Origin of the sequence: Actinoplanes sp. NPDC049681 (assembly GCF_044465265.1) — a bacterium.
Taxonomy (GTDB): domain Bacteria; phylum Actinomycetota; class Actinomycetes; order Mycobacteriales; family Micromonosporaceae; genus Actinoplanes.
Map to the genome: position 1 here is coordinate 262,478 of NZ_JBITLP010000003.1, position 21,601 is coordinate 284,078.

General features: G+C 70.2%; 25 protein-coding genes. 23 read left to right on the forward strand and 2 right to left on the reverse strand.

The features are described 5' to 3' along the window. Nucleotides 1–150 precede the first annotated feature (150 nt). The 3 genes from ACIBO8_RS10990 to ACIBO8_RS11000 are packed head-to-tail and all read left to right on the forward strand — an operon-like array spanning nucleotide 151 to nucleotide 2,643. Nucleotides 151–456, forward strand: a complete 306-nt coding sequence (locus tag ACIBO8_RS10990) for a type VII secretion target (protein ID WP_396114981.1) — start codon at nucleotides 151–153, stop codon at nucleotides 454–456. Between the two features lie 7 nt (nucleotides 457–463). Beyond that, the gene (locus ACIBO8_RS10995) at nucleotides 464–2,122 is read left to right on the forward strand and encodes an alpha/beta hydrolase (protein ID WP_396114982.1); all 1,659 of its coding nucleotides are present in this window, start codon (nucleotides 464–466) and stop codon (nucleotides 2,120–2,122) included. Beyond that, nucleotides 2,119–2,643, forward strand: a complete 525-nt coding sequence (locus ACIBO8_RS11000; protein ID WP_396114983.1) for a hypothetical protein — start codon at nucleotides 2,119–2,121, stop codon at nucleotides 2,641–2,643. The genes ACIBO8_RS10995 and ACIBO8_RS11000 overlap by 4 nt, the downstream gene beginning before the upstream one ends. A gap of 26 nt (nucleotides 2,644–2,669) precedes the next feature. On the opposite strand, the gene ACIBO8_RS11005 is transcribed toward ACIBO8_RS11000, so the two are convergent. Beyond that, nucleotides 2,670–2,909, reverse strand: coding sequence for a hypothetical protein (locus tag ACIBO8_RS11005; protein ID WP_396114984.1), 240 nt, complete (start codon nucleotides 2,907–2,909; stop codon nucleotides 2,670–2,672). A 170-nt stretch (nucleotides 2,910–3,079) separates the two neighbouring features. On the opposite strand from ACIBO8_RS11005, the gene ACIBO8_RS11010 reads away from it, so the two are divergent. Further along, on the forward strand, nucleotides 3,080–3,280 hold the full coding sequence (locus tag ACIBO8_RS11010; RefSeq protein WP_396114985.1) for a hypothetical protein: 201 nt from the start codon (nucleotides 3,080–3,082) through the stop codon (nucleotides 3,278–3,280). Between the two features lie 352 nt (nucleotides 3,281–3,632). Continuing rightward, complete coding sequence (locus tag ACIBO8_RS11015) at nucleotides 3,633–4,529, forward strand: phosphotransferase enzyme family protein (protein ID WP_396114986.1); 897 nt, start codon at nucleotides 3,633–3,635, stop codon at nucleotides 4,527–4,529. Nucleotides 4,530–4,572: 43 nt separating this feature from the next. Here ACIBO8_RS11015 and ACIBO8_RS11020 read toward each other — a convergent pair whose 3' ends face one another. Continuing rightward, complete coding sequence (locus tag ACIBO8_RS11020; protein ID WP_396114987.1) at nucleotides 4,573–5,901, reverse strand: hypothetical protein; 1,329 nt, start codon at nucleotides 5,899–5,901, stop codon at nucleotides 4,573–4,575. Between the two features lie 791 nt (nucleotides 5,902–6,692). Between ACIBO8_RS11020 and ACIBO8_RS11025 the strand changes: the two genes are divergently transcribed. From ACIBO8_RS11025 to ACIBO8_RS11110, 18 genes are all read left to right on the forward strand, one after another. After that, nucleotides 6,693–6,950, forward strand: a complete 258-nt coding sequence (locus ACIBO8_RS11025) for a DUF6284 family protein (protein ID WP_396114988.1) — start codon at nucleotides 6,693–6,695, stop codon at nucleotides 6,948–6,950. Then, nucleotides 6,950–8,077, forward strand: coding sequence for a hypothetical protein (locus ACIBO8_RS11030; protein WP_396114989.1), 1,128 nt, complete (start codon nucleotides 6,950–6,952; stop codon nucleotides 8,075–8,077). The genes ACIBO8_RS11025 and ACIBO8_RS11030 overlap by 1 nt, the downstream gene beginning before the upstream one ends. Nucleotides 8,078–8,177: 100 nt before the next feature. Continuing rightward, nucleotides 8,178–8,336 (forward strand): hypothetical protein, encoded by a 159-nt coding sequence (locus ACIBO8_RS11035; RefSeq protein ID WP_396114991.1) that lies wholly within the window; start codon nucleotides 8,178–8,180, stop codon nucleotides 8,334–8,336. A gap of 48 nt (nucleotides 8,337–8,384) precedes the next feature. Beyond that, the gene (locus tag ACIBO8_RS11040; protein ID WP_396114992.1) at nucleotides 8,385–8,576 is read left to right on the forward strand and encodes a hypothetical protein; all 192 of its coding nucleotides are present in this window, start codon (nucleotides 8,385–8,387) and stop codon (nucleotides 8,574–8,576) included. 14 nt (nucleotides 8,577–8,590) lie between these two features. Then, nucleotides 8,591–10,348, forward strand: coding sequence for a type IV secretory system conjugative DNA transfer family protein (locus ACIBO8_RS11045; RefSeq protein WP_396114993.1), 1,758 nt, complete (start codon nucleotides 8,591–8,593; stop codon nucleotides 10,346–10,348). A gap of 27 nt (nucleotides 10,349–10,375) precedes the next feature. Further along, nucleotides 10,376–10,648 carry a hypothetical protein gene (locus tag ACIBO8_RS11050; RefSeq protein ID WP_396114994.1) on the forward strand — a complete coding sequence of 91 codons (273 nt, stop codon included), beginning with the start codon at nucleotides 10,376–10,378 and terminating at the stop codon, nucleotides 10,646–10,648. A gap of 29 nt (nucleotides 10,649–10,677) precedes the next feature. Next, the gene (locus ACIBO8_RS11055; protein WP_396114995.1) at nucleotides 10,678–11,286 is read left to right on the forward strand and encodes a hypothetical protein; all 609 of its coding nucleotides are present in this window, start codon (nucleotides 10,678–10,680) and stop codon (nucleotides 11,284–11,286) included. A gap of 100 nt (nucleotides 11,287–11,386) precedes the next feature. Then, nucleotides 11,387–11,845, forward strand: coding sequence for a DUF3307 domain-containing protein (locus tag ACIBO8_RS11060; protein ID WP_396114996.1), 459 nt, complete (start codon nucleotides 11,387–11,389; stop codon nucleotides 11,843–11,845). A gap of 66 nt (nucleotides 11,846–11,911) precedes the next feature. After that, nucleotides 11,912–14,164: a cell division protein FtsK gene (locus ACIBO8_RS11065; RefSeq protein ID WP_396114997.1), complete on the forward strand. Its 2,253-nt coding sequence runs from the start codon at nucleotides 11,912–11,914 to the stop codon at nucleotides 14,162–14,164. 142 nt (nucleotides 14,165–14,306) lie between these two features. Beyond that, complete coding sequence (locus ACIBO8_RS11070) at nucleotides 14,307–14,552, forward strand: hypothetical protein (protein ID WP_396114998.1); 246 nt, start codon at nucleotides 14,307–14,309, stop codon at nucleotides 14,550–14,552. After that, nucleotides 14,549–14,926, forward strand: coding sequence for a hypothetical protein (locus ACIBO8_RS11075; RefSeq protein WP_396114999.1), 378 nt, complete (start codon nucleotides 14,549–14,551; stop codon nucleotides 14,924–14,926). The genes ACIBO8_RS11070 and ACIBO8_RS11075 overlap by 4 nt, the downstream gene beginning before the upstream one ends. A gap of 705 nt (nucleotides 14,927–15,631) precedes the next feature. Beyond that, nucleotides 15,632–16,042 (forward strand): hypothetical protein, encoded by a 411-nt coding sequence (locus ACIBO8_RS11080; protein ID WP_396115000.1) that lies wholly within the window; start codon nucleotides 15,632–15,634, stop codon nucleotides 16,040–16,042. Further along, nucleotides 16,039–16,350: a hypothetical protein gene (locus ACIBO8_RS11085; protein WP_396115001.1), complete on the forward strand. Its 312-nt coding sequence runs from the start codon at nucleotides 16,039–16,041 to the stop codon at nucleotides 16,348–16,350. Before ACIBO8_RS11080 ends, ACIBO8_RS11085 begins: the two co-directional genes overlap by 4 nt. Beyond that, a complete protein-coding gene (locus tag ACIBO8_RS11090; protein WP_396115002.1) occupies nucleotides 16,347–16,535 on the forward strand; it encodes a hypothetical protein in 189 nt (62 codons plus the stop codon). Before ACIBO8_RS11085 ends, ACIBO8_RS11090 begins: the two co-directional genes overlap by 4 nt. Further along, nucleotides 16,529–18,109 (forward strand): DNA cytosine methyltransferase, encoded by a 1,581-nt coding sequence (locus tag ACIBO8_RS11095; protein WP_396115003.1) that lies wholly within the window; start codon nucleotides 16,529–16,531, stop codon nucleotides 18,107–18,109. The genes ACIBO8_RS11090 and ACIBO8_RS11095 overlap by 7 nt, the downstream gene beginning before the upstream one ends. A 30-nt stretch (nucleotides 18,110–18,139) precedes the next feature. Further along, complete coding sequence (locus ACIBO8_RS11100; RefSeq protein WP_396115004.1) at nucleotides 18,140–18,643, forward strand: single-stranded DNA-binding protein; 504 nt, start codon at nucleotides 18,140–18,142, stop codon at nucleotides 18,641–18,643. Nucleotides 18,644–18,798: 155 nt separating this feature from the next. Next, nucleotides 18,799–19,683, forward strand: coding sequence for a bifunctional DNA primase/polymerase (locus tag ACIBO8_RS11105; protein WP_396115005.1), 885 nt, complete (start codon nucleotides 18,799–18,801; stop codon nucleotides 19,681–19,683). Further along, nucleotides 19,680–21,227 carry a YfjI family protein gene (locus tag ACIBO8_RS11110; RefSeq protein ID WP_396115006.1) on the forward strand — a complete coding sequence of 516 codons (1,548 nt, stop codon included), beginning with the start codon at nucleotides 19,680–19,682 and terminating at the stop codon, nucleotides 21,225–21,227. Before ACIBO8_RS11105 ends, ACIBO8_RS11110 begins: the two co-directional genes overlap by 4 nt. The last annotated feature ends 374 nt before the right edge of the window (nucleotides 21,228–21,601 follow it).

The following is a 21,601-nucleotide window of genomic DNA, read 5'->3' on the forward strand; positions in this document are numbered from 1 at the left end:
TGCCTCTGGGACCTGTCGTTGGAGACCTGCTTCCCGAGATCAATGCCTGGGCGTCGTAGCATGCGCAGGAGGGCGCTCGGCTGAGTCCCCATACTCACGTGTCTCTATCGCCTAGGTTGGTAGGTTCTCAGCCGAGACGTTGGGGGGGGTATGGAAACACAAGTTGATCCGGCGGTCCTGGACACGGCCGCGGGCCGGTGCGCGAGCTTGGCGCAGCGCCTCGATAAGGCGGTGGCCGCGGTGCAGCCGGACAGCCGAGCGGCGGTGGCCGGGCTGGGCAGTGGCTTCCTCCTGCGTTCGGCGTTGGAGAGGGTGCTCGCGTCGCGGGTCGATGAGTTCGGCAGGTTCGAGCGGTACCTCGGCCAGGTCGGTGAGGCGTTGACCGCCACGGCGGCGGACTATCGGCGTAGCGATGCGGTGAGCGCGGACCGGTTCGCCTTCCTGCGGGAGGGCTGACCCGCTGATGGTGAGCGTTGGTGAGCTCCGCGATGCGCAGTTCGGCAGCTTGGACGCGGCCACGGATGCGTGGATCACGTTCGGTAAGCAGGCCGAGGATCTGTCCGGCGCCGCCTCGGAGGAGTTGATCGGTCCGCTGCGCGCCTCGCCGTGGGCTGGCCCGGCGGCGGACGCCGCGTTCGGGTTGCTGGACAAGGTCGATGACGAGTTCGAAGTCGCGGCGATGCAGGTGCGCACCGTCGGCTCGCTGCTCAGCGGCGCCGCCGACGAACTCCGTGGTCTGCAGCGGCAGTTGCAGGCGCTGCTCGACGAGGCCGCCGGCCAGGGGTACACGATCGGTGATGACGGCAGTGTCACCCCGCCGCCCCAGTCGTACGCCGAGATCCATGACCCGGACGCCGCGCTGATCGTGCAGCAGCGCATGGGCGTCGCCCGTGACCTGGCCCAGCGGGTCGGCGACATCGTGCAGGAGGCGACCGACGCGGACAGCCGCTGCGCGCGGGCGCTCGATGAGCTGGTCACGCTGGTGTTCGGGCAGGAGGCGTACGAGTACGGCGACGCCAGCGACGACGCCCGCGCCGCCGCCGAGGCGCTTGGCCTGACCGAGGCCTCGATCCCGGGGGCCGGTACCGATCCGCGGCAGGTCAACGCGTGGTGGAAGACGCTTAGTCCGGAGCAGCAGCAGCTTTACCTGACCGCCTACCCGGCCCGGTTCGGCGCCTTGGACGGCATGCCCGCCGGCGACCGCGACTACGCCAACCGGCTCGCTTTGCGTGACTACATCGGCGACAACGTCAACACCCGCCAAGACCACGGCAACGCACAGCACGACCGGGCGCTGATGCTGCTGGACAAGCTGGAACGCTCCGAGCAAGGCCCGCAGCACAAGCGGCTGTACCTGCTCACCATCGACCCGGTCGGGGACGGCAAGGCCGCCGTCGCGGTCGGCAACCCGGACACCGCCGACCGCTCGGCCGTCCTCGTGCCCGGCGTCGGCACCGAGCTCGACGACATCCGCGGCCTGATCGAACGTTCTAGCCGCATTCAGGACAACGCCATGGAACTCGCTCCCGGCAGCAGCGTGGCGGTGGTCGGCTGGCTCGGCTACGACACCCCGTCGCTGAACGAGGACATCGTCACCGCCACCGCCGGAGGAAAGTCCCACGCCGGCGCGGTCGCACTCGACGGGTTCGTCAACGGCCTGCACGCCGCTCACGACGGCCCGGACCACATCACCGCGATCGGGCACAGCTACGGCAGCACCGTGCTCGGCGAGGCCGCCAGCCACGGCGACGGCCTCGCGGTCGACGACATGGTCGCGGTGGGCAGCCCCGGCATGCGCGTCGCCGACGCCTCCTACTTCAATGTGCCCACCGATCACGTGTGGGCCGGCGCCGCCGCCGATGACAACTTCGTGGCCCGGCCGGAGAACACCGCCCGCAAAATCCCCATCATCGGCGATTGGATCGGTGACGAAGCGAACAAGCACATCCACGGGCCCGGGCCGCATTACCCCGAGTTCGGTGGCAACGTGCTGAGCATCGACACTCACGGCCACTCGGGATACTGGGACCGCAACTCGCTGAGCTTGCACAATCAAGCGGCCGTGGTCACGGGCGCCTACAACCGCGTCATCATCACGTCCGGAAAGGTCCCCCCGTCATGACCCGCCGAGGCCGCCGCTACGGCGTCCTGCTCGCCACCATCGCTCTGCTGCTGGCCAGCGCCTGCAGCAGCGGCAACGACCAGCACGGGGGGAAAGAGGCACCGTTGGAAACCAAGCGCAAAGCCGACGTCGAGGCCGCCGCCCGCAGCCAAGCAGACGCGATCGCCGCCCTGGCCGGCGGTCCGCTCGAGGCTTGGCGCACCAGCACCACGGCTTGTGAAGGCCGCAACGGCGAGATCGCCGAGGACGGCCGCTGGGACCTCGCCGGCTTCGCCCACGTCAAACTCCCCGGCGACAAGCACGCCGCCGCCCTGCGCGCCGTCCACGACAAGTGGCAAGCCGAAGGCTGGGAGATCAGCGCATACCAAACCCAGGCCGACGGAGGAGTGCTCAGCGGCCGCGATCCCCACACCGGACTCAGCTTCACCCTGGCCAGCAGCAAGCCGCCTATTCAGATCGCTGTCACGGTGGCGAGCCCTTGCTACCAACCCGCCGAAGGCGAAGACCCCGCCAACGGCTAAAGGACTCCACCGGGCATCACGGAGACTCAGGCAGCTCCGTGTTCCGGGTTGTCCTTAGGCTCGCTGGTCCACTCGCCGGCGGGCCGGAGGTCGGCCATGTCGACTCCCGACTCGGCGAGGATGCGCTCGACGGCGGCGATGCTCAACCAGTCAAGCTCGCTGTCACCGTGCACGATCCGGTACCACCGGGCACGGCCACGTCGGACCACCTCGACGCGCCACTGCGCGTCCGAGGTCTCCATGGCGAACTCGATCACCGGACTCACCTCGGCGACGGTACGCCCAGCTCAGACGAGTTGACGAGTCGCAAAGCGAACTACTGCGCTGTAATTCGTCCCGCGCGAGGCAGCTGGCCGGTAGTTGATCGAATCGAACATGCGTTCTAACGTGGGGCATGGCTCAACGGGTAGAACACTGGTTCAACCGCCGATACGGCGTGAACCGACGCGACGTCTACTTGCTGCGCACCGAGACCGGCTGGCAGGTCCTCGGCCGCCGAGGCGGCGCCGACGGCACCGAAGTCGCCCACTACTTCGAGCGCGAAGAAGACGCCCGCCTCATGCTGCAACGGATGCTCGACACCGTGGCACCCGAGCTGTCGAACTGGGCCAAGATGCCTCCACCTCAGCGGAGATGAAGATCTGTCTCCCGCTACGTGCGTCTAGGGTCGTCCGGCCGCAGTAGCTGCTACCGACCCGGATCGGGAAGAATGGCCAAGTGGCTCAAACAACGCCCCCAGACCCGGCCGCCGAGTGGTGGACCACATCTGAGGTGGCCGCTTACCTCGACGTACAGGTTTCCACGGTGTCGAACTATCGCAAGCGCGGGCAGATGCCCGAGCCGGACGCCACGGTCGGTCGGACCCACATGTGGAAACCGCGTCGAATCATCGACTGGCACGACGCGCGCCCGCGCCCGGGCGTAGGGGGCCGTCCGACTGCACCCCGAGAGAACATGGCTGAGTGACCCTCCCTAGCGGAAGGCGGCGCGTGGATACCCTGCATCCCCTCGACTCTCAGAACGCCCGCTCCGCGCTGGTGGTGGCCTGTGCCGCCGTCGGACTTGACCCATCTGACGCCGAGTTGATCAGGATCGGTTCTAACGGGGTCTTCCGGCTGCGTCATCAGCCGGTGGTCGCACGGGTGACGCGGGATGTTGACCACCTCGATGCGGTACGCCGTGAGATCGCCGTGTCGCGCTGGTTGGCTGCCGGCGGGGTGCCAGCGGTTCGTGCACTGGGGGTGCCTCAGCCTCTCATCGCTGAGGGCAGAGCTGTAACGCTATGGGAGTCAGTGTCGGACAGCGTGGAGTACGGCACGACCGTCGAGCTGGCGTCAATTCTCCGGCGGCTGCACGGCTTGGAGCTACCTGCCAACTTCTTGCTTCCGCGGTTCGATCCGCTCCCGCGCCTCTCCGATCGGATCGAGCGCAGTGCCGCTCTTACCGCGGCGGATCGACGGTTGCTAGACGCCATGACAAGCGAGTTGAGTTCGGCCTACGAGAAGCTGCGATTTGAACTTCCCGAAGGCCCGATCCACGGGGATGCAAACGTCGGCAATCTCCTGCGGAGCCAAACTGGCGACGCGGTTCTGAGCGACCTGGACGAGTTCAGCGTCGGTCCCCGCGAGTGGGATCTAACCCTGACCGCCATGTACTTCGAGCGGTATGGATGGCATACGGAAGCGGAGTATCACGGCTTCTGCGCCGGCTACGGCTGGGACGTGATGGAGTGGACCGGCTACGGCGTGCTGGCCGACATCAAGGAGTTGATGATGGTCACCTGGCTAGCCCAGGGCGCGTCGGACGGAAAGGCTCGCCAGGAGCTTGCCCAACGGTTGGACACTCTGCGTACGGGCGAGGGTCGAAAGCTCTGGAAACCTTTTTAATGACGCTTGAGCGGTCGGTCCACACCGATCACAGATCGGTGCGTTAGCTCCTTGTGGCGGCGAGCCAGAGGGGGTGATCGGCGTACTCATCGGTCAGCTCTCGCACTGCGACGGCCTGGCTATGCGGCGCGAGGGCTCTGTGGTGCTGCCGCAGGTACTCAATGCAGCGCGCAGATTTCAGGACGCGCCCCCGGTCGAGAGCGGCACGCAACGTCGCGATTGAGCCCTCAAGGTCGCCGCTCGCAAGCAGCCCGGACGATTTGACCATCGTGACGAAGAAGTCGCTGCGAGGGGAGACGCCCGCAGCGCCGACGATTGCACGCTCTGCATAGTCGATGGCCTTGGCATGCTGTCCGATATCCCGGTAGCAGTGGCCGAACTCGGCACTCAGCTCGGCGTCATCGAAATACTCGATCCACCCGGGGTCGACTCCGGGTCGTCGTCGCTCAAATATCCGTACGGCGTTGCCAAGCGCCTTCTCGGCTGCAACAGAGTCGCCAGCAAGGGCCAGGGCACGTGCCTCCATCGCGTAGAAGTGAGCGGTTAGCGTTGCCGTCGCTACACCTCGGGTTCCCGTTCGTGCCGCACGGGCGAGGTTCGCCGCCTCCTGGTGTCGGCCCAGGAAAGTTGCCTGGTGACTCATGGCGTCGAGGATGCTGCCGGCGAGGAGTACATCGCCACCGGTCTGTGCGAGCCGAAGCGCCTGGATGAAGTACCGCTGAGCCACACCGTGGATGCCGGCGTCATATGACATCCATGCGGCTAACAACGTCGACTCCGCCGTAGCGGTGAAGAGGGCTCGGCCGGTTGTCTCCGCGTACGTGCCGCCGAGCATTGCAGCTACGTTGGTAGCTAGGTACTGGACGAGGGACTGTCGGGCGTGAGCGCCACCAAAGTCATTGTCCATCTCCGAAAACAGCTTCACAGTTGCACGTAGAGCGTCAACGTCAGACATGCCGACGCGTCGAATCCCCGAGCCAGTCGGCAGATGATCGTGGTCGCCACGCACCATCCATGCGAGCGCCGCATTCGACCAAGCTCCCGAATCGGTGGGTGCGGTGAGAATGGCCCGAGTCTCATCGAGATCATGCCGCCAAAGGCGGTCCAAGGTGGTGACGGCGTGCTGGGGACAGTCGGCGTACGCGATGCCCAGGCCGGAGTCAGGCTGGTCTGCACCGCCGAAGCCAAGCTCAGCGAGCGTGACCGTCCGGCCAACCTGATTCGAGATCACTTCTGCGACGAGCCTCGCCGTTGCAGGGCGTGGGCGCATTCCTGACAGCCATCGGCTGATCGAGGTGTGGTCACAGCTTACGGGCTCACCGCGCTGAAAGGAGAGGCCACGGACGGCCCTGGCGAGCGCCTTGTTGGACATGGCAGCTTCTCGCATCACCGCAGCTAGTCGGTCATTCGGTGATGTCGCCGGCATCCCGACTTCCTCCTCGTGCTGTTCGAGGGGGCACCCGTCACCCGTCGAGGTGCACGTGTGCGCCCCCATGTGCGCCCTGCTCAACACGACGATCCATCGGCAAGCTTGGGAGCACAACAGACAACGAGCATCGATCTCAAATGGCGTCGTTGCAAAGTACCAACTGAGTTGGTACTTTGCCTCCAAGGCCACCGAGCGCGAGCTCTGGCTGAAAGAACTTCCGTTCGTTGAGAACTCCACAGAGGCAGCGTTGACCGGGCTGCACAGTGAACGGTCAGGCGCTCCACCTGGTCCGTCGGGAGACGGCATGCAGGCAGCGCCAGCAGTAGAGCGACAGGCTGCTCTGTGAGCAGCAGTTACCTCGCATTGAGCCGCTTGGCGGCCGACCCCGGTAGGTCCCGGCTGAGCGAGGCGAGCGACATCAGAAGCCTGTCGCTGAATACCGTGCCGCGTCGCGCGGCAGGCTGCGCCCGAGTTGGGTGCGCCGCCGCGCGGCGCCCTCTTCCTTGACTTTCCTCCTGTGCCGAGAGGTGTGATCCCCATGTCTGCTCTCGCTTCCATGCTTCGTGTTTCCGCACTTCAGAGCGCCTGTTGGCGCGAGTGCCGCGGCTGCACCCACCTGGCGCCGCTGGCGCCGGACGAGACCCACTGCAAGGGCTGCCGGGCCGGCCGCCGCCGGGCGAGTACCCGCCGCGCGCCGCGAGCCGCCTGACACGTCGGAAGGACAACCGCAGACCATGGACGACTTCGACCTCCTTGAGCCGTCGGCCGCCGACCTGGCGGCGATCGAGCGCGAGAAACCGCTGATCACCGCCGAAATCGACATGCTCGACGCTGAGATCGGCATTCTGTACGCCGCCGAGCGCGGCGGCCCATCGGCGCTCGACTGGCGGCGCCTGCGCCGGGCCAACCGTCGCGTCATCCGAGCCGCTCTCGAGCTCGCCGCCGCCGACCTGCTAGACGGCCGCCACGACGATCCGCGGGTGGTGGCCTGATGACCGCCGCCACGATGACCCGTACCGCCGGTGCCACCCGTTCGGCGCGCAGCGCGTTCCCGGCCGCGGTGGATGAGCTGATCCCCCTCGCGCGTGACTACGCCGCCGAGCTGGGCGCCACCCCGACCCGAAATCAGCTGATGAAGCGGTTCCGGATCGGTGCGCCGAAGGCCCGTACCGTGCTCGCCGCCCTCGCACCCAGCCCGGACACCGCCGAGTCAGAGCCGGGGCGCACGGTCCTGCTCATGCGTGACGAAGCGGCACCGTTGGTGCCCTCGCCCCCCGCGGCGGGCCCCGCGATGCCTGAGCAACGTGACGAGGCAGGACCGGAACCAATCGATACCGACACTCGCGGCCCCGAGCTGGCCCACATCGCCGCGCTGTTCGCGCGGGGTCGCCACGCTGAGACTGCGCCGCCGGACGACTATGGCGCGGCGGGTGAACCGGCTCGCGCCGACGGCGCTACAGCGCAGCGATCCCGTGCGGGCCGGTACACGATGGGTGCTCTGCTAACCGTCGTCGGAATGTTGCTGGCCGGGGTGATCGTCGCCCCGATCGCCCTGTCGAGTCAGGACATCATCGCTTGGGCTGCTAGCCCGACCGGGCTGGGCCTGGCGGGGCCGTGGCCGTGGGTCACGTTCTTCGCCCTGGACGCCGCCGCCGCGGTGTGCGTCGGCCTGGTCGTCTACTGCGCGTGGCGCGGCGAGTCGGCGGGGGTGTTCGCCTGGCTGGTGTGGGCGTTCGCCGGCATGTCCGCCTATGCGAACTACTCGCACAGCTCCGGCTCGGCGGCTCGGGATGCGGTGTGGTTCTTTCCCGCGATGAGCCTGGCCGGGCCGTTCCTGCTGGAGATCGTCGTCCGCCGGGTGCGCCGCTGGGTTCAGGAAGGCACTCGCCAACGGGTTCGTCACGCCGTGGCGTTCGGGCTGGCCCGCTGGATCCCTGGGGTCGGTGCGCTGCGTGAGACCTACGGCGCGTGGCGGCTGGCCCGCCTCGACGGCATCGACGACGCCGACCAGGCCGTGACCGCCTACCGGCGGCTCTGCCCGGATGGGTCCATCCGGGTGCTGGCCGCGCTACGCGAACGGAGCGCCGCGTCGGCCCAGCTCACGTTCGACAGCCACTAGATCCGCCCGGCGGCACGGCCCCACGGCTTCCCAACCAAGCGCCGTGCCGCCGGTCCCCACTCCGTAAGCCCATCAGGAGCCTCCGGGAGAGGTGCCCAGTATGTCCGAGCGTCAGCTGCACATCCAGCACGCCGAAGTCCTCGACCGCAACCGCCGCCTGCGCCTCGACACACAAGCGGAGGCGCAGCGCCTGGCCGATCGCCGTCGCGAAGTCCAGGCGGTCCGCCGCGCCGAGCGCGACGACACCGACGAGTTCTGACACCCCGCCTCAGCCGTGCCTTGAATCTGTGAAAGGACGTGATCTGCCATGACCCGCTGTTGGGATGGCGCACCCGAAACCGTCGCCGACACCCGCTTCTTCGACCTGCGCGAGTCCGGCTACACCGGCCCGATCGACTCCGACGGCAACCGCGTCGACGACCCGGAGATCCTCGCGATCTTCGACCGCGTGGCCCAGGCGACCGCGGCGGCACGCGCCACGGACGAAGACGAGCAGTGAGCGGAGACCTTGTCATGACTGCAAAGAATTTGGCCCGCGTCGTCGGCGCCGGTCTGCTGCTGACCGCGGCCGGCTGGGTGCTCGCCGGCTATCCCGGGCACCGCCTCGCCGGGACCGGCCTGATCCTCGCCGGCCTGGCCGTGACGGTGGGGCCGGTGTGGGCGTGGACCCGCACGACCGGCTCCGCGGGGCTGATCGGCCGGTGGGACCGCCAGTCGCGACGCAGCTGCGGCACCGCGTCGCGGTGGGACATCTGGCGCACCTCGTCGGGGTGGGCGATGCGCCGCAAGGCCACCGTGCTCCGCCCCTCGATGCAGGCGCTGTCGTGGTGGCAGCGGCTGCGGGTGCCGGTCCGCGCGTTCGCGACACCCCTGGCCCGGGTGGGCTGGCAGACGGTGCACACCTCCGGTGAGGAGTCCACGTTGCGCATCGGTATCCCCGGCACCGGCAAGACCGCCGAGCTGGCGTGCCGGGTTATCGACGCCCCCGGCGGGGTCGTGGTCACCTCGACCGCCACCGACCTCTACGAACTCACGGTGCGGCTGCGCCGTGCGCGCGGCCCGGTCGCGGTGTTCAACCCCGGCGGTCTGGGCGCGGTCGCCTCCACGCTGCGGTGGTCGCCGCTGGACGGGTGCACCGATCCGGCTACCGCCGCGCGCCGCGCCGGCGACCTGATGGGGCCGGGAACGCCGGGCACCGAGGGCGCCCGGTGGGAGGCCCAGGCGAGGCGGGTGCTGGCGGTGTGGTTGCACGCCGCCGCCCTCGGCGGACGCCGGATGAGCGACGTGCAGGCCTGGATCGCCGACCCCGACGCGGCCAAGCCCGCCATCCTGACCGCGCTGCGCTGTTCGCCGCAGGCCGCGCAGATGCGCCAGGCCGCTATTCAGTCGATCGACATGAGCCCGCGGACCCGTGACGGCATCATGCTCGCGATGGCGCCGGCGCTGGCCTGGACGACCCTGCCGTCCGCCGCGGTCGCCGGCGACCCCGCGACCACCGACGGCGGGTTTGCGGTGGCGGATCTGACCGACCGGCGCGGCAGCCTGTATCTGCTCGGCGACGACGACGGCACCGTCGGCCCGCTCGTGGGCGCGCTGGTCGCCGAGATCGCCTACCAGGCCCGGCAGAGCGCCGCCTTTCGCCCCGCCGGGCGCCTCGATCCCGGCCTCGCGTTCGTCCTGGACGAGGTGGCCCTGGTCTGCCCGACGCCGCTGGATCGGTGGATGGCCGAGCTGCGCAAACGCAACATCGTCGTGCACGCCGCTTGCCAGGGCTACGGGCAGCTGCGCGAGCGGTGGGGCAAGGACAAGGCCTCGATGATCCTCAACACCGCCGCCGCCGTGCTGGTCTACGGCGGGTGCAAGGACGCCGAGGACCTGGCCGCGTTCACCAAACTTGCCGGGGACCGCGAAGAGACCACGGATACGCGCGATGCCGACGGCCGGGTCACCTCCACCACGACCCGGATCGTGCCGGTCATCAGCCCGGCGATGCTCGCCGGGCTGCCGAACTTCCAAGCGTTGCTGATCCGTCGGGGGATGCGCGTCGCGTTGGCCCGGACCCCGATCGTCTGGAAACGCCGCGACGTGCGCCGCGCGCAGCGCGGCATCATTCGCGTCCCGGCCGACCTTCCCATCCCGGCCCGCCCGCTCACCGCACGCCTCGCCGCGCTTCTGCGGCGCCCGCCCGTGTCTTCGCGGCTGCGCCTGGTCCACACCCAGCCCACCGCCGGGCCGGCCGGTGAGGCCCGGCCGGCCCGCACCGCCGCCTGACCCACCGTCCAGGAAGGACACCACTCGATGCACCTGTTCAGCGACGACACCCGCCGCGACCGCGCCACCCTCGCCAAGGCCCGCCAGCACCTCGCCGAGGTCAGCGACCGCGACGGCTACCCGTCTGAGGACTACCTGGACGCCAACGACGCCGTCATCGACGCCGAGAAGCCGCTGCGCTGGTGGCAGCGCCTCGACATCGACCTCGAGCTGTACCGCCCCACCGACGACAACCGCGACACGGACCCGGCGCACACCGACACCGCAGCGCCGGACCGCGGCGACACCGACGAGTTCTGACCCGACCCCGGCAAGGAGGACGCACCACGATGTTTGGCTACGAGAACCTGACGGCCGGCGAACGCCAGCTGCACGACGCGGTGGAACAGCAGGCCCTCGCGACCGGCCGCGACACCCAGGACCTCCTGCTGGAACACCCGGACGGTGAGGCATACAACAAGGCCCGCGTCGCCGAGGTCTTCGGCGGACCCGGCGCCGGCGAGGCCTTCCGCGACCTGCACACCCGCCGCGCCCTGGAATGGGCCGCCGAGACCGCCGACACCGGTAACCCGGACATCGTTCGACGCTTCGACGACGGCCGCACCGCCATCGCGCACGCCACCCACGACGGACGCAGCCTGCTCGAATACGCCGACGGCAGCCGCGAGGTGATCAACGCCTGCGACACCCAGCACGTCGGCCCGGACCCCGACGTCATGGCCGGCGCGCAGGCCAGCCAGGAACGCGCCGACCACACCCGAGAGATGGCCGCGCTCATGAGCAGCCCGGAGTCCGCCGCGCGCAGCCTGGAGATCGCCGACCGGCTGCAGAAGTCCGCCGACGACCAGCGCGCCCACGCCTTCGACTGGATGAAGCAGGACATGCACGCCGACCACGCCGCCCGGGAGCGCGCCGCCGGCGACGGCGACGAGTTCTGATCACGCCCGGCGGCACGACCCCACGGCTTCCCAACCAAGCGTCGTGCCGCCGGTCCCCATCTCTTCAAGCCCTTCCTCAAGCCTCGCGAGAGGTCCCTTCATGCTGCCTGAAACCAGCCCCGCCGCCGTGTTCGCCGCCGTGTTCGCCACACTGTTCGTCGCCCACCAGGTCGCCGACCACTGGATCCAGACCGACCACCAAGCCCGCACCAAGGGCGCGCCCGGCCGGCCCGGCCGCCTCGCCTGCGCCGCACACGTCGCGTCATACACGGCAGCCGCCGTGGTCGCCCTCGACGCCGTTCACGTCGCGCTGCACCTGCCGCTCCATCCATGGCACGTCGCCGCCGGACTCGCCATCAGCGCGGTCATCCACTACGTCGCCGACCGGCGCACACCCTTGACCGCGCTCGCCTCACTCGCCGGCCTGGACCGGTTCATGGCACTGGGCAAACCCCGGCCCGGACACGACGACAACCCCTGCATCGGGACCGGCGCGTACGCCCTGGACCAGTCCCTGCACTACCTGTTCCTCTTCGTCGCCGCGCTGGTCATCGCCTGACCCCGACGCGGCAGCTCAGCCACCCCGCAGGCCCAGGCACGCCCACCCGATCCGGAGGACCCGACCGTGAGCACCGAACCGCGACCTCCCGACCCCGACGACTTCGACTGGACCGCCGCCGAACACGACCTGACCAATCCGCCCGCCGAGGTGGTGGACCTAAACTCGGAACGCACCCGCCGCTCGGCCAGCCGAACCCAAGACCCTAACGCCGCCGACACCGACGCGCTGAATGACACCGACGAGGACGGTCCCGCGGGACCGGTGCTGGTCGACAGCCTGGACGCCCAGCGGCGCCCGCGATTCACACTCGCAGGGTTCCGCGACGCGACCCGCGTTCCGATCGTGCCGTCCTGGCTGCGCTCGGCCCGCGAGTTCGGCGCAAACGTCGCCTGGGCGACCGGATTCGGTCTGCATTCGCTGGTCTACCACGGCCTACGCATACCGAAATACGCGGTGAAGCTCGCGGTGCGGGCGCCGCGCGGCTTCGCCCGGATCTGCCACGGCTACAACCGCTGGCTGTGGGATCTGGAAGGCGAGCCGGTGCGCCAGGCGGTCGTGCGCGCGGCCATCGATAAGCCCGACGAAGCCCGCATGTACGACCGGCTCAGCAACAAGCGTGACCGGCGGGTCCGCTGGCGGGGCCTGGTCACCGTGCTGCTCGTGCTGGCGCTATTTCCGGCCTGGGCGCTATTCGCGTTGGCGGCCCCGGACTGGGCATACAACACCGTCATCGCCGCCCTGATCGCGGTGTGCGGATACCTCGGCGCGCCGGCCGACAAGCCGCTGCTCGACACCGCCGTGGTCCGCCACGACGCCGCCCCGCTGACCTCGGCCGAGGTGTTCACCGCCCTCGCCGCGTTGAACATCAAGGGCATCAACGACGCGATCCGCCGCGGCGACAACGGCAAGCACTGGTTCCCCGCCCCCATCGGCCGTGAGAACGGCGTCGGGTGGCACTGCGAGGTGGAGCTGCCCCGCGGCGTCACCGCCTCCAGCGTGGTCGGCAAGCGCGAGGAGCTGGCCGCCGCGCTGACCCGCCCGCTCGGCTGCGTCTGGCCGGAGGCCAACGCCGAGATCCACCCCGGCCGGCTCGTGCTGTTCGTGGCCGACAAGGACATGAGCCGGGCGAAGCAGAAGCCGTTCCCGCTGCTCAAGGCCGGAACGGTGAACCTGTTCAAGGCCGCACCGTTCGGCACCGACCCGCGCGGCGCGCTGGTCACCATCACCCTGATGTACGCGTCGATGATCATCGGTGCGCTGCCCCGGTTCGGTAAGACGTTCGCCCTGCGGTTGGCGCTGCTGCTGGCCTGCCTGGATGTGCGGTCGCAGATCCTGGCGTTCGACCTGAAGGGCACCGGTGACCTGTCGGCGTTGGAGCCGGTCAGCCACGCCTACCGCGCGGGCGACGACGACGAAGACATCGAATACGTGGTGACCGCGCTGCGCGAGATCCACGCCGAGATGCGCCGCCGCACCAAGGTGATCCGCGACCTGCCGCGGGACCTGTGCCCGGAGAACAAGGTCACCGACGAACTCGCGTCCAACCGCAAGCTGCGCCTGCACCCGATCGCGATCGGCATCGACGAGTGCCAGCGCGGCTTCGAGCACCCGAAGTACGGCGCGGAGATCGAGGAGATCTGCGAGGACCTGATCCGCCGCGGCCCGGCCGTCGCGATCTTCCTGCTGCTGGCCACCCAGCGCCCGGACGCCAAGAGCCTGCCGACCGGCATCTCCGCCAACGCGGTGCTGCGGTTCTGCCTCAAGGTGATGGGCCAGACCGAGAACGACATGGTGCTGGGCACCTCGATGTACCGCAACGGCATCCGGGCGACGATGTTCTCCCGCCGCGACAAGGGCATCGGCTACCTGGCCGGCGAGGGCGACGAGCCGGTCATCGTCAAGACGTTCGAGATCGACGGCCCGGCCGCCGAGGCGATCGTGACCCGCGCCCGCGCGGCGCGGGAGCGCTACGGCAACATCACCGGCCACGCCGCCGGGGTCGTGCTCGACACCACCGCCGTGCGCCGCGACACGATCCTCGAAGACGTCCTGGCGGTCATGAGCGACACCGACCCGAAGCTGTGGTCCACCGTGATCGTCAAGCGCCTCGCCGCGCTGCGCGGCGATGTCTACGACGGGTTCACCGCCGACCAGCTCCGCGAGGCGCTCAAGCCGCACGGGGTCAAGACCGGGCAGGTGTGGGGCAGCGACCCGGACACCGACGAGACCGGCAACCGCAAGGGCATCACCCGCGCCCACGTCCTCGCAGCGCTCACCAAGCGTGACCGCGAGAACGGGACCGGCGGCCGGAAGTAGGCCGCGATTCGCCGCTAGGTCTAGCGGCAGCCACCGCTAGACCTAGCGGCACCGCTAGCGACACAAAGAATCCCTGGACAGCGCCCTAGCACCTAGCGGCGCCGACCTCTCACACCCTTGAAACGGCCCGTGGAGGCATTCGGTGACGACCCTCGCCGCGATAGCCAGCCTGATCATCCTCGGTTACTCAGCGTTCTACGTGATCATGTGTGCGCAGTTCCCGTTCGGCCACTGCTGCCGCTGCGAAGGCGGCGGCAAGCTCTACTCGCCGTTCTCCCGCAAGGTCTTCCGGCTCTGCCCGCGCTGTGAGGGCACCGGCCGCCGCGTGCGCATCGGCCGCCGCGTCTACGAGTACCTGCGCGGCGAGTACAAGGCGGGCAACCGATGACCGCCCGCACCATGCGCCAGCTGCGCCGCACCGGCACCGCTCACACCGAGTGGTGTGCCCGTGACCACCGCTGCGACCTCGGCGAGCACCGCGCCGAAGAGGTCGTGGTCGACCTGCCCGGCCACGGCCGCGCCGTCCTGACCCGCGTCAAGGGGCTCGACGGCCGCGAACACGCCGAAATCCGCGTCCGCGTCGTCCTGCACACCGAAGAGGCCGCCGCCCGCTGGCAGCTGCGCACCGTCCTCAACGGATTCCGTCAACTCATCGCCCACGTCGCGATCCGCCCCGGCATCGTCCGCAACCCCTGCAACCGTCCCGCCCTCACCGGCCACCCGAGCGCACCGCGCACCCCGAACCGGAGGCACGCCGCATGAACCTGCGATCCCTGCTCGACAAACTCGGCGGCCGAACCCTCGCCGTCATCCGCGAGGAAGAAGCCATCGCCGCCCTCTACGACCGGGAACGCGCCACCGACGAGCCCGCCGAGCGCGCCGCCTACGCCGAGCGCATCGCCCGGCACTACGACACCGCCGCCGCCCACCTCGACGCCTCACCGCTGGCCCGGCTACTCACCCTGGCCGACCGCGACCTCATGCGCAGCGCCGCCGCCGCATACCGCAGGACCGCGACAACGTTCTTGCCGACAACCCGCCACCGGCAGCGGCAACAGCACGAACCGACGAGAACGCCCAGCAGGACGACGCCTTCGCCGGCGACTACTGGACCGAAAGCCCTTCGTGGAAAGACGCCGCCACCTGGACCCCCGAACAAGCCGACGACGTCCCGGGCCACGCCGAGGACGTGCTCGACCGCAGCGACCGCACCCTCGCCGAGACCCGTCCTACGCCGAACACCCACCACCCCGAGGCCGCGCCGCGATGGATCCCGGAGGACGAACCGTGCTGACCGCCGACCCGTGCAGCGCCCAAAACCCACGAACAGCAAAACGGCCACCCGCCCACCGATCCGGAGGAACGCCCCATGAACCGGCGATCCCCGCTCGACAAGCTCGACGCTCGCCGCGCCACCGCCACCCGCGCCCAGATCACCGCCGACCACCGCACCAGGAAGGCCGCCTGATGATCACCGTCACCGCTACCCCCGCCGCCGGCACGCAGCCCAGCGACGTGCCCGACCTGCGCCAGCTGCGCGCCACCGTGCTGCGATCCGTGCTGGCCCTGACCGAGGCACACGCCCCGTCCATGCCCTGCGACATCGGCATGAGCGATCACACCAGCCGCGGCGGCTACCGCTTCCTGGTATTGCACATGGACCGTAACGCCGCCCACGACTTCCACCGCTGGGCCGCCGTGCTCGGCCTCACCGCCCGGGAACCGTCCGACTTCGACCTCGACACCGCCCGCCGCTGGCGAGCGCTCAGGGCCGGCCGGCACGACCCCGACGGCCCGTTCACCGGGTGGGGCCTGGTCGAGGTCAGCTGCTACATCGACCTGCCGCCGTACGCCCAGGACCGGGACGGTGACGCATGACCGCCACAATCCCCGCCGCGGTGATCCCCGCCGCCGAACACGGCACCGGCTTCGTCGCCGTCGCCGTGCGCTTCCCCGCCGAGCCGACCGCGCACCGCGTCGAACGGGTCCAACACCACCGCGACACCGAGGACACCCCACCCGAGGAACGCGGCGGCCCGTTCGCTGCCGGTGGGTGGGAGATCCGACCGGCCTGCCGTCCGGACAGCGACCCGGGCGAACGGCTCTACGAACTGTCCGTACCGACCGCGCTGGCCCGCGGCGCCACGGCCTGCGGGCACACCGATTGCTTCGGAGGTACCGCATGAACATCCGCCTGACGGGTGGCGGCGACCAGGTCGCCGCCGCCGTCGCCGTCCTGGAGACCCTGCCCGGCCTGCGCATCGCCTCGGTGTCTCGGCCATACGCCAACCGGCGCGACCCCGAGCAGATGCGCATCTACCTCGACGCCGAGATCACCGGCGCCCCGGTCGGCGGTGAACGCGGGTGTTGACCGTGGCGGACTACTTCTGCGGCGCCGGCGGATCCTCGACCGGCATGCACCAGGTGCCCGGCGTACGCGTGCGTATCGCGTCGAATCACTGGCAGTTGGCGGTGGACACGCATGCGGCGAACTTCCCGGACGCGGATCACGACCGTGAGGACATCACCCGCATCGACCCGCGGCGGCACCCGTCGACGGACATCGGCTGGTTCTCCCCGGAGTGCACCAACTGGAGCGTGGCCAAGGGCCGCAAGGTCGACTACGACGGCAGACCCGTGCAGCTCGACCTGTTCGCCGACGACGACTGTGAGCCGCTGCCGGACGAGGCGGCGGTGCGGTCGCGGATGCTGATGCAGGACGTGCCCCGCTTCACCGAGGTCCACCGCTACCGGGCGGTGATCGTGGAGAACGTCACCGACGTGCTCAAGTGGGCGCACCTTGACGAGTGGCTGCGCCGGATGCGGCTGCTGGGCTACGCACACCGCACCGTCGTGCTCAACTCCGCGTTCGCCTCCGCGCTGGGCGACCCGGCGCCGCAACTGCGCGACCGGGTGTACTTCGTGTTCTGGCGCAAGGTCTACCGGGCACCGGACTTCGCCAAGTGGACCCGCCCGCGCGCCTGGTGCCCGTCCTGCGGCGAGGTGCGGGGCGTGTACGTCGACAAGCGGCCCGGCGCCCGCCGGACGATGCGCTACGGCCAGCAGTACACCTTCCGCTGTCCTGCGGTGTCCTGCCGGGGCGGCATGGTCGCCCCGTACGCAATGCCCGCGGCCGCCGTGCTCGACTGGGCTTTGCCGGGCGAGGTGATCGGCGATCGGCTCAAGCCCAAGACGCGGGCGCGGATCGCCGCCGGGCTGGCCCGTTGGTCCGGGGCGTTGCTGACCCCAGCCGGCGGCGGACGCAACACCACCGCGTGGCCATCGGGCAGGCCCCTGCGGGCGCGCACGACGACCGAAAGCGAAGCCCTGGTATGCCCGCCGCTGCTGGTACCGGTGGAGGCCCGCGACGGCAAACACGCCCGCCACATTGGTGAGCCGATGCGGGCGCAGACCGCCCGCGCGGAGACCGCGCTGATGATCCCGCTGCGCAACAACGGCGTCGCGAAACCCGCCGCCCGGTCGCCGTTGCTGACCTTCGCCGCCGGGGGCACTCATCAAGCGCTGCTGATGCGCAACAACACCGCCCGCGGCGACCAAGGCCAGATGTCCACCCCGGTCGGTGAGCCGATGCGGGCGCTGACCACCGCCGGGCATCAGTCACTGATCGGCGTGCCCACCACACTGTTCGCCTACGACACCGGACGGCTTCGCCCAGTCGCGGACCCGCTGCCCGCACAGACCTTGGTGGCCGTGGACGGGCTGCTCGGCCCGGCCCCGGCCGTGGACGAGTGCACGTTCCGGATGCTCACCGTCGACGAGATCCGCGCCGGGATGGCCTTCACCCCCGGCTACCGATTCGCCCAGGCGTCCAAGCGGGCCAAAGTCCGCATGCTCGGCAACGCCGTCACCCCACCCGCCGCCCGTGACCTGGTCGCCGCCGTCGTGGAGGCCATCACCGGCGACCAGCTCGACCTCACCGCCTGAACACCCTCACCCGCAAGGAGAAACCCAGCCGTGGCCAGCGACACCACCATCACCGTCATCGGCAACCTGACCGACCACCCCGAGCTGCGCTACACCCCGTCCGGGGCGGCCGTGGCCAACTTCCGGATCGCCTCCACTCCCCGCTACCTCGACCGCGCTACGGGGCAGTGGCGCGACGGCGACCCGCTGTTCCTGTCCTGCAACCTGTGGCGCGACCCGGCGGAGAACGCCGCCGAGACCCTGTCGCGCGGCACGCGGGTCATCGTCACCGGCCGCCTGCGGCAGCGCTCCTACGAGACCCGCGAAGGCGAGAAGCGCACCGTCATCGAACTGGAAGTCGACGAGATCGGCCCGTCGCTGCGCTACGCGCGGGCCAAGGTCATGCGGATGACCCGCACCACCGACTCCGGGGCCACGACCGCGCCGCGCGGCGGCACGGACACCGACCCATGGTCGGCGCCCGCCGCCCCAGCCGGCACCGCCCCGGCCGGCACCGAGTGCCGGTCGTCGTCCGATGACGAACCGCCGTTCTGATCCGCCCTGCGGCCACTGGATCGGTGGCGAGCGCCGACTGTGCCTCGCCACCGACCAGGTACGGCGCTACCTGACCGGGCCACGCTGCCCGGCGCACACCCCCGGCCGCGCTGGTCGCAGCCCCCGAACCGCCATCAATCCCCGTGGGAGCAACCGTGCCCGACCCTGCCCCGATGCTGGCCGCCGCGCTCGCCCTGGTCGGCGAGGGCTATCCCGTGTTCTTCCTGGGCCGCACGAAACGCCCGGTCGCGAACTGCCCGGCCTGCCCGAAAGCCGAGACCGACCCCGGTCACGACCCGCAAGCCTGCGCCTGTTTGACCTGCCACGGCTTCTACGCCGCCACCCTCGATCCCGACCGCATCCACGCCATGCACACCCGCGTGCCCTGCGGCATGCTCGCCATCCGCACCGGCCACACCGCCGACCTCGCCGTCATCGACGTCGACCCCCGCAACGGCGGCCGGGTACTGACCGAGATCATGCCGCCCACCCGGTGCGTCCGGACCGGCTCCGGCGGCTGGCACCTGTACTACCGCCACCCCGGCGGCACCCTGGCCAAGAACCTCGACAAGCGCGGCCACCCCGGCATCGACATCAAAGCCGACGGCGGGTACGTGGTCGCCCCGCCCTCGATCCACCCCGGCACCCGACAGCCGTACCGGCGCCTCGGCGACCGGAAAGCGATTGAGATGCCCCCGCCGCTGATCGAACTGTGCCGGCCCGTCGAGCGGCGCGACGTCCCGGCAGCCACCCTCACCCCGCTCACCGGGGGGAGGGGCATCTCAAACCCCGCCGCCCTGCTGCAAGCACTGCTCGACACCGCCGAGCACGCCCCCGAGGGCAGCCGCCGCACCACCCTGTACGGCGCCGCCCGCGGAGTGGCCCGCCTGGTCGCCGCCGGAGCCCTCACCGCCCCGGACGCCTACCACGCGCTCTACGACGCCGGAGTACGCGCCCAGCAAACCCACCGCGACATCCACGCCGCCATCACCGGCGGCTTCCGCGCCGAAGGCGTCCACCCGGAAGGAGTTGCCGCGTGACCCCACGCCTGCACGTGGTCGCCGAACCCTCACCCGCCGACCCCGCCACCGGCTGGGACACCCCCGTGCCGCTGTCCGGCCCGGCCGACCCGCCCCCGTTCCCGACCGACGTCTACCCCGGCTGGCTGGCCGACATGGTCACCGGCGTCGCCCGGTTCACCCAGACCGACCCGGCCATGGTCGGCCCGATCGCCCTCGCCGTGCTGTCCGCCTGCGCCGGGGGCCGCCTCGAAGTGGAGGTCAAACCCGGCTGGCGCGAACCCGTCAACGTCTACATCGCGGTGATCGCGGAGCCCGGCGAGCGTAAGAGCCCCGTGCACGGCGCCATGACCGCCCCCCTGTACGCCGCCCAACACACCCTCGCCGAACGCGCCCGACCCATGCAAGCCGAACAAGCCGCGCTCAAGGACATCGCCGCCCGCCAAGCCGAACACGCCCGCACCCTGGCCGCGAAAGCCAGCGCCGACGACCGCGACGGGCGCACCGCCGAAGCCGTCGCCGCCGCCCTGGCCGCCGAAGCGATCACCGTCCCCGACCTACCCAAACTGCTCGCCGACGACGCCACCCCCGAATACCTCGTCTCGCTGATGGCCGCCAACGGCGGCCGGATGGCCATCATCAGCGACGAAGGCGGCATCTTCGACATCCTCGCCGGCCGCTACTCCGGCACTCCCAACCTCGACCCCTACCTCAAAGGACACTCCGGGCGTCCGATCGACTCCGGCCGACAGACCCGCGTCGGCGCGTACGTCGACAAGCCCGCCCTCACCGTCGGCGTGATGGCCCAACCGTCGGTGCTGCGCAGTTTCGGCGGCAACACCGACCTGGCCGGGCGCGGCCTGCCCGCCCGATTCCTGTTCGCCCTGCCGAAAAGCCTCGCCGGCTACCGGCAGGTCGACACCGAACCCGTTCCCACCGGCGTCGCCGACGCCTACGACCGACACGTGCGGGAACTCGCCCACACCTTCGCCGAATGGGAAGACCCCGCCGTGGTCACCCTCACCGACCCCGCCCAACTCGTGCGCATCACCGCCGCCACCGACCTGGAGACCCAACTACGGCCTGGCAATACCCTGCACGACATGCGCGAATGGGCCAACAAACTCGGCGGCACCACCATGCGCCTGGCCGGCCTGCTGCACGTCGCCCACCGACCCGCGGACGCCTGGCGCCACCCCATCGACGCCGTCCGCGTCACCGACGCCGTCCGCCTCACCGACTTCTTCGTCGCCCACTACCGGGCCGCTCTGCACATCATCACCACCGACCGCAGCATCGACACCGCCCGCCACGTCCTCGGCGTGCTCATCGCCCGCGACCTCACCGCGTTCACCCGCCGCGAACTACACCGCCGCGTGCAGCGCCACCTACCCACCGCCGCCGACGTCACCAACGTGCTGGACACCCTGACCCAACTCGGCTGGATCCGCACCAGCGGCGACGGCCGCTACCACCTACACCCGCACGCCCGCCAGCACGCCAACCCCGGTGACACGGTGACAACCAGCCCCACCGAGACCGTTCCCGCAGCTCAACCCGCCTAACACGCTGTCACCGCCGCCGGTGACAGCCTGGTGACAGCGGTGACAACCACCCCCAACTGTCACCGCTGTCACCGCCCTGTCACCGCCCCCGATGACAGCCCCACAACCATCCTGAACAGGGAAAACACCGAGCTACACGGCAACTGTCACCGTGTCACCGGCCTTTGGGCCTCGGGCACAGACCGTCTGGTCTACCCCGGACGGAGCGACCTCCTAAACGGCCCGCAGAAGCCTCCTAGAACCATCGGTGCATCCCCTTCTGCCGACCGTGCCGAGATCTTGGCTCAACGGGGCTATCAGCGGTTCGTTCTGTGCCTTTGTATCGATGGGATCCGTCGCGGTCCCCGGAACACCCCTCAGGCGCAGAACGGCGC